The 7,905-nt window shown below is 39.8% G+C and carries 6 protein-coding genes and 1 pseudogene; all 7 read right to left on the reverse strand.

Features of this window, described 5'->3' with window-relative positions; translation table 11 throughout:
• Positions 1–2 precede the first annotated feature (2 nt).
• Entirely contained in the window at positions 3–1,292 is a 1,290-nt protein-coding gene (locus OK414_RS21255; RefSeq protein WP_263045029.1) for a lysine N(6)-hydroxylase/L-ornithine N(5)-oxygenase family protein, read from the reverse strand.
• On the reverse strand, positions 1,271–1,864 hold the full coding sequence (locus OK414_RS21260; RefSeq protein ID WP_095378698.1) for a GNAT family N-acetyltransferase: 594 nt from the start codon (positions 1,862–1,864) through the stop codon (positions 1,271–1,273). The genes OK414_RS21255 and OK414_RS21260 overlap by 22 nt, the downstream gene beginning before the upstream one ends.
• Positions 1,861–3,615 carry an IucA/IucC family protein gene (locus tag OK414_RS21265; protein ID WP_263045030.1) on the reverse strand — a complete coding sequence of 585 codons (1,755 nt, stop codon included), beginning with the start codon at positions 3,613–3,615 and terminating at the stop codon, positions 1,861–1,863. The genes OK414_RS21260 and OK414_RS21265 overlap by 4 nt, the downstream gene beginning before the upstream one ends.
• The gene (locus OK414_RS21270; RefSeq protein WP_263045031.1) at positions 3,593–5,113 is read right to left on the reverse strand and encodes a pyridoxal phosphate-dependent decarboxylase family protein; all 1,521 of its coding nucleotides are present in this window, start codon (positions 5,111–5,113) and stop codon (positions 3,593–3,595) included. Before OK414_RS21270 ends, OK414_RS21265 begins: the two co-directional genes overlap by 23 nt.
• Position 5,114: 1 nt before the next feature.
• Positions 5,115–6,479: an aspartate aminotransferase family protein gene (locus OK414_RS21275; RefSeq protein WP_016765332.1), complete on the reverse strand. Its 1,365-nt coding sequence runs from the start codon at positions 6,477–6,479 to the stop codon at positions 5,115–5,117.
• A gap of 262 nt (positions 6,480–6,741) precedes the next feature.
• The gene (locus OK414_RS21280; RefSeq protein WP_014458532.1) at positions 6,742–7,434 is read right to left on the reverse strand and encodes a copper homeostasis protein CutC; all 693 of its coding nucleotides are present in this window, start codon (positions 7,432–7,434) and stop codon (positions 6,742–6,744) included.
• A gap of 251 nt (positions 7,435–7,685) precedes the next feature.
• Positions 7,686–7,905: pseudogene (locus OK414_RS21285) on the reverse strand (hypothetical protein); the annotation flags it as partial.

Here is a 7,905-nt window from a genome sequence, read left to right on the forward strand (position 1 = left end):
TCTTAAAACCCAAACTTTTGGAAAACAGTATTTTTATATATTTTATACACGTTTTTACCTGCAATTTGATTAATCAAGACAGCATTGCGATAAGCGCCTAAACCTAAGTCTGGTGCTCCAACCCCGTGTGTATGAAGTTCTCGGTTTTGAACGAATAGCGGGGCGCCTTTTTTCTTCATCTCAACTTGATAGAGTTCGTTAATTTTCAGCTGTCCTTTTTCATCAAACAGCAAATGTTCTTTTAAACCTTCCATAAAAGAAGGCTCTTTTGCATGATAGCCCGTGGCCATAATGACAATTTCACTTTCTTCTTTTTCAAACGAGTCCTGCTCGTATTGGTGAAGAGTAAGAAGATGTGTATCGTTTGTCTTTTCAACGCCTGCAAGTTCCGTAAGCGCGCGCATCGTTAGCGGCACTTCTTTTCCTCCAATTGTTCGTTCGTAAATCAAATCATAAATATCACCGATCGTTTCAAAGCTTATTCCTTTGTATAAAAGAGCTTGATTTCGTAAAACGCTCTCTTTTTTCTCTTGGGGCAATCTGTAAAAATAGCGGGTATAATCAGGCGAAAAATGTTCAAGGCCAAGCTTTGAATATTCCATCGGATAAAACCCTTTTGAGCGCGTATACCAATTCAGCTTATAGTCAAACTGAGGCTGCTGTTGAAGTAAGTCATAGACAATTTCAGCTGCGCTTTGACCAGAGCCAATTACGGTAATACTTTTAGCCTTCAGCGTTTGTTCACGATTCATTTTGTACTGAGCGGAGTGATAGAACGTATCGCTGGCTACTGATTGAAAGTCTCTTGGCACTACGGGCTGTGTACCTACTCCGGTTACAAGATGATAGCTGTAATAGGTATGAAGCTTTCCTTCTTTTTCAACCGTTACTTCATAAAAAGGTTTAGCGTCTTCATGCATTTTTACTTCTTTTACTGTGCTGTTAAATTCAAGCCCACTCAGCTGGCTCGCTACCCAGCGGCAATAATGATTGTATTCATTTCTCGGAATGTGAAACTTCTCAAAGAAATAAAACTGATACAAGCGCTCATGCTCATGCAAATAATTTAAGAACGTGTACGGACTCTTCGGATCCACCATCGTGACCACGTCTGCCATAAACGGAACTTGAAGAGTTGTCCCTTCTAAAAGCATTCCTTGATGCCAATTAAACTCCTTTTTTTGTTCAAAACATTTATATGTACAATCTGTTTTATCAATTAAAGCTGCTAATCCTAAATTAAATGGACCAACTCCTACTCCAATTACGTCTAAAATGTCCCGTTGTTCCATTCGCTCCACCTTCTTTCAAATACTGTTCTTTCACATTTCAGCAGTACGCCTGTTTTATCAGGCAGCGACACTTCTTTCATAAATTGAAACCCGCATTTTTTAAATACTGCAATCATCTTTTCATTTCGTATATCTGGTTCCGCTATTACTTTAGCAGTATCTGCTACCTCGAACTTGTGCTTTAGTAAACTAAGAAGGAGCGGATAAATATAGCCTTTTCCTAAAAAAGCAGGGTCTCCAATTAATAAATGAATCCCTTGGTCTCCTTTTTCATAAGGGTAATAGTTACTGATAATATCGCCGTCAACCGTATAAGATTCCCAATAGCTCATAGGCACACCGTCAATTTCTCCAATTAGCAGTTTTTGATGGGAATCAGCTAGAAATATTTTTAAATGCTGTTCATACGCCTGTTTTGAAATATTTAAATTCCAGTACGGAATAACATGCGGTTCATGCATCCACTTGTACAGCCGTTCGAAATCTTTTGCAAAAGAAACAGAGCGAAAGGTGATGCTCTGCTCCTTTTGCTGCATCATAAATGGATACTGCGTTTGTAATGCCGATTTCATACCCGTACACCTGCAGATTCGTACAGAGGATTTTCAACATTTACATAAACAGACTGCGTTTCAAGAGAGCCTACCAGCTCATCCATATCATGAACGCGCGTTAAGAAATTGGCTTTGCAAGGAAGCACTTTCTCTTCTAACATCGATGAAACAAGCCCCGTATGATCTTTTTCTTTGTACCTCTCTATTTCTTGTCGCAGAATCAATAGCAGATCTGACTCTTGAACGAGGCCAGCTGCACCAAAAGCATTAACTAATCCTAAAATATGATTAAAAAATACGTAATAACGAAATCTTTCTTCTGCTACAGCATCATCACATACCGTATCGCTTTCTCCGTTTAAGGAAGGAAGCAGCTTGCGAAGCTCTTGTTCCTTTGATTTCATAAAGTAATAGCCTTGGTTGTCACGGTAGTAAAACACCGATGGATATCCGTTTTCATCAAGTTTAATAACGGAATTTTGCTGATGAGCTTCCAGCGCAATTCCTTTTTGAGTGTAAAGCCACATCATAGGATGAAAAGAGACATCTAAATAGCGTTTAAACCAGCGCTTGCTTATGTCTTCATTCGTACTATTTTCACTTGAAACAATATGATTAATAATATTTTCAATTTGAGAAGCTTTCCCAAACACATGATCTTGACACAAACTTGCTAGGAGTGTTGTACGGTTCCCTTGCTCACCTTGAAAAGGGTTGCTTCGAATCATGACTTCAAACCCAAACTCCTTTTTTCCGATCGTGATGTAAGCAGGATCTTCAATCACTTGAAAAGCCGGATGATTTTCTTGAAGCTCCGCCTGTAATCCTTCTTGCAATAAACGACTCACTTCTACACCTCTGCTTAATTCTTTGCGTTTATTCACTCTCAGTGAATTCGTAATCTTCACCGGAATAGAAAATTTGTACATCACATCTGCATCTTCACTGTATACGGTTCGAACAGACGAAGTCGGATAAAACGGCTGACCGTGTGGCCCTAGATAAGCAAGCCGGCCTTTTTGAATCCATTCACACACTTCTTCTTTTCCTAAAAGATAACGAGCTTGCAGCGGATGCATAGGTATAAGTGAATAATCATCCGCTTGGCAATACGACTGTATGAATTCTTCAGAAGCCTTCTTATCTTTTTTCAACTGCTCTTTAATAAGCTGTGAAGCGGTTTGACTCTCGGCGGACTGTTCTGCAACAAGCGATTTATGTGCTCTAAAATAATGAAGCTGAAATCTGCCGTTCACTTCAGGCCCAAACACCTCTTCTTCTTCAGGTAATATCCCTTGACGGCTTTTAGGTGTCGGATGCAGCTGGTGGCCAATAAGCAATGACTGCTCAGATTCTAAGAACGTTTTGTCCCATTTATAGCACGTTTCTAACTCTTTCTGTCTTTTTTCAATGAACAATTTCATATTTTCGTAGCTTAATAGCACACGTACAATCAGCTCATTTACCTGTAGTAAATGATCTGTTACTTCTTTTAAAAGAAAGGCTAAAAGAGTGACGACATCTAACTCCTTGAGCTCCTCTTTCTGAATGCGATAATAAAAGACCGGAAAGAACAAGTGACGTCCGGTAGCTGAACGGTACTTTACTGGAAAGTAAAGAGTTACCGGCTGTTTTTCTAGCCTAAGAACGAGCGTTTCTTCGCTTTTCATTTCTGAAACGGACTGCCATACTCCCTTACCTGTTTCTCGAATATAGCAATTAATAATATTTTGCATTGTAATAAAATTAGCCGATAACTGAGCGTTCACGTAATCCCTCCTCCTTTTTCTCCAACTCTTTTCCTAAAGCCACGACTTCCTCTAACTGAGTGGCAACAGAATCAACTGTAATCATAGGATTTAACATCGTTAGCTTTAAATAAGCTTGCTCTTTATGCTTTGTTTTTGCCATGATAAAAGTGCCTTTTTCATATAAATGCTGCTGAATACGCTGATTTAACTTATTTTCATAGTGCTGCTGTTTTTGACAATCACTATATAAAGTATCTGGCACATAGCGAAATACAACCGCGTTCATATAAGGATCATTTAACACCGTAATATTCCTCTGCTTTCGTAAATGTTCAGCTGTCTGCTTAGCCGTTTCAATCGTATGATCAACCATTTTTCCATACTCATTTGTACCTACTGCACGGAAAGTCAGCCATAGCTTCAAGGCGTCAAATCGTTTGGTCGTTTGAATACTGCGATCTACCAAATGTACATGCTCATCTTCTTCAGGATTTAAATAATCTGCATGAAGCTGAATGTGTTTGAACATAGCTGAATTCTTCACTAGAAATGCCCCGCAGCTTACCGGCTGATAAAACCACTTATGAAAATCCATCGTAATAGAATCTGCCCGTTCAAGAGCTTTTAAGCGTTCACGATATTTATGTGAAAATAGCAGCGCTCCTCCATAAGCGGCGTCAGCATGAAGCCAAAGTCCTTCTTTTTTAGCTAGCTTACTCATTTCAAAAAGAGGATCTACGCTTCCAAAATCCGTCGTGCCTGCCGTTGCTACAACAGCAAAGGGAAGGTTTCCCTCTGCTTTAACTTCCCGTATTGCTTCTTCTAAATTTTCTATGTCCATCTCGTGCCTTTCATTGCACTTTACACTCACCACTACATTCATGCCCAGCCCAAGCTGAGCTGCAGATTGCTGCACCGTAAAGTGGGCTTTTTCGGAGCAGAAAATCCGCAGTTTTTTAGCTTGGAGCGGTAAACCTTCTTCACTAACATCAATTGAAAATGCAGCATGACAATATTCATTACGAGCAAGCAGAAGGCCCATATAATTCGACTGAGTCCCTCCGCTTGTAAAAACGCCGGAAGAAGAGCTTGGATAACCAATTTGTTGTGTTAACTCATCAATCACTTGATCTTCTATATACGTAGCTGCCGGACTTTGATCCCACGAGTCCATAGATTGATTCAAAGCAGAAATCATCACTTCCGCAGCAAGGGCCGGTATAATCGGAGGACAATGCAAGTGTGCCATTGCCCCGGGATGCGAAACATGAAGCGAATGATCCATCACTACGGCTTGTACGTCATCAAACAGATCTTCTAGCGGCTGTTCGTGTTCGCTAAAATAGACCGCACGATTGACTAAGTTCGATAGTTCGTCAACGTCTATGTGAGTATAAGGGGATTTTAGTGTATGGTAGTGACGTTTAATCATCTCTGTCATTCCGCCCATCATGGCTTCATAATTCTCGAGGCTTTCTTTGGATGATGATAAAAACCACTTTTCAAACGGCGCCATTTTATTTATTCACCCACTTCTCTTCTGCTGCTTTTATCGCTTCTTCAAATCTTGTCAACACTTCGTCGGTTTGTTGTTTCGTTAAAATTAATGGAGGAAGCAGACGAATAACAGCACCATGTCTTCCACCCACTTCTAAAATGACGCCTCTGTCGAAACATTCTTTTTGAATCAGCTTAGCTAACTCACCGTTTGCAGGATGACTGCCGATTTTATTAGCCGGCTTTGTTGCGTCTATGATTTCAATGCCCAGCATCAAACCTCTTCCGCGTACATCACCAATTGAGAATACTTGCTTTTGAATATGTTTTAGCTGACTCTGAATATAAGCTCCTAATTCATGAGCATGTGCAGGTAAGTTTTCTTGTTTTATAAATTGCAGAGTGGCTTGTCCTGTAGCCATCGCAAGCTGATTTCCTCTAAAGGTGCCGATATGTGCACCCGCTTCCCATTGATCCAGCTTTTTATCATATAGAACGACTGATAAAGGAAGGCTGCCTCCAATTGCTTTAGATAGCACTAATACATCCGGTTGAATATCAGCGTGCTCGAATGCATACAGCTTTCCTGTTCGTCCAATTCCAGTTTGAACTTCATCGACAATAAGCGGAATGTTTCGTTCTTTTGTGATTCTGCGAAGCTCTTTTAACCATGGAATCGGCGCCGGAACAGAGCCTCCTTCTCCTTGCACAATTTCTACTACAACACCCGCCGGAGTAACAATTCCGCTTTCAGGATCATCCAGCATATTTTCAATGTATGTACTAATGTAAGTGTGACCTTCAGCACCTACGCCAAACGGGCAGCGGTATTCATATGGATAAGGTAGAAAATGTGTATCGGGCACTAGCGCATGAATGTGCTTTTTGGGACTCGTTGTACCGCTGATGCTTAACGTTCCGTGCGTGGAGCCGTGATATCCCCCTTGAAAAGATAAAATCGTTCGGTTGCCGGTTGCTGTTTTTACAAGCTTCAAAGCCGCTTCAATTGCGTCTCCTCCAGTTGGACCGCAAAACTGTATTTTCGCTTTGTTTGCAAATTGTTCTGGCAAACTAGCAAATACTTCATCGATAAAAGCTTCTTTCACAGGCGTTGTTAAATCTAATGTATGTAAAGGAATAGATTTTGCTAAAACGTCTTGTATTGCTTCATGGACTACGTAATGGTTATGACCAAGAGCAAGCGTGCCGGCTCCTGCTAAACAATCAATATACTCTTTTCCATCCATATCCGTGATTACGGCGCCTTTTGCTTGTTTAATTGCAATAGGAAGGCGTCTAGGATAAGACCTTGCATTGGATTCACGTTCATTTTGCATAGCAAGCAGCATTTCGTTTGATGTAAGTTGTTTCGTTGACGTTGACATATCATATCCTCCTGTTTATTCAATTGATAATGATTTTCATTAACAATTACAACAATAAATGATAATGATTATCACTGTCAATGATTATTCTGAAAATATGAAATTATTCCTATTTCACTCTAAAGTCGAAAAAACACAGCATTTCTCTTATGTATCAAGGATTCACAGGGTTTTATGATGTTTTCCATTTAGGGAAAACTATGTAATAAGTCCCTTTCTGTTTCCAAATAAAAAAGTGCTACAATTCCTTGTAGCACTTCTGTTACTTTTGCTTATTCATCGTTTCTTTTGCAGCTTTTACACTCCTTGGGTCAAGCGGTTTCGTATATTGACAATTCACTCGAACCCCTGAACCGATACGAATTTCTTTCACGGGAGTAACGGATAAGAACGCTTGAAGATTTTCAGGTTTCAGCCCTTTTGTCCCGATTAAAATAATATCTTTATCTTTCATTCTTCTTAACAGTTTTTTAATATGAGGAATACCGTTTAGTGCACTTTTATCCGCTCCTGAAGTCATGACACGCTGAATTTGCTTATAGCTTAAAAGCGTTTCAAGCGCCTTTTCTTGATCACTGATTTCATCAAATGCTAAGTGGAACGTTACGTTCATTTCTCCTGCCGCATCCAGCAGTCGCTTTAAAGCTTGCTCATCGATAATTTTGTCCTCTGTTAAACAGCCAATTTCAATTCCATCAATGCCAATTTCTCTTGCATAGTGAATATCTTCAATCATTGTTTGCAAATCGTCTTCATCATATTGAAAAGATTGATTATGTGGACGAATCATCACAAATATTGGGATATGTATCGTTTCTTTCACTTTTTTCATCAAACCGTAGCTTGGGGTTAAGCCGCCTTCTCCGATTCCAGTTACAAGACTTATACGATCGGCACCATGTTCCTGGGCAACTTTAGCATCATGTAAGGTTGCAGCTGTGACTTCTAATATCATTCTAAAAACACCCTTTCCCCTTTAATATAGAGCTTTTGCCTTCTTTTCCCTGTATTTATACTTAAAAAACTCTACCAAACTCTCTTATGTAAGAAAACACCCAAAAGATGTGATTAATATTTGCAAAAAATTGAATGTCATGGAAAAAGAGTAAGAACTATTCTTTTTCTCATGACGTTTCAATTAATAAAATTCTATATTTATACTAAAGATCCAAAAATACATCCCTTTTATCTAGGGTAAAGGATTTATTAAAAAGAGCGTGGATTTGTTTGTTGCATGAACATCCACTCATTTAAAGAATGAGGCTGCTGATGACCAACGGGTGCTGAGAAATCGCGACATCCGCAATCATGCATCGGCATTTGACCCATTCCTCCTTGCATTGGCGGCATTCCTCCTTGCATCGGCATTTGACCCATCCCTCCGTACATTGGCGGCATTCCTCCTTGCATCGGCATCTGACCCATT

The organism is Priestia sp. JV24 (assembly GCF_025910025.1).
In the GTDB taxonomy this organism is placed as follows: domain Bacteria; phylum Bacillota; class Bacilli; order Bacillales; family Bacillaceae_H; genus Priestia; species Priestia megaterium.

Coding starts and splice junctions, on each gene's coding strand:
- OK414_RS21270 (WP_263045031.1), bottom strand. CDS start 5,113: ATGGCGCCGTTTGAAAAGTGGTTTTTATCATCATCCAAAGAAAGCCTC.
- OK414_RS21280 (WP_014458532.1), bottom strand. CDS start 7,434: ATGATATTAGAAGTCACAGCTGCAACCTTACATGATGCTAAAGTTGCC.
- OK414_RS21260 (WP_095378698.1), bottom strand. CDS start 1,864: ATGAAATCGGCATTACAAACGCAGTATCCATTTATGATGCAGCAAAAG.
- OK414_RS21255 (WP_263045029.1), bottom strand. CDS start 1,292: ATGGAACAACGGGACATTTTAGACGTAATTGGAGTAGGAGTTGGTCCA.
- OK414_RS21275 (WP_016765332.1), bottom strand. CDS start 6,479: ATGTCAACGTCAACGAAACAACTTACATCAAACGAAATGCTGCTTGCT.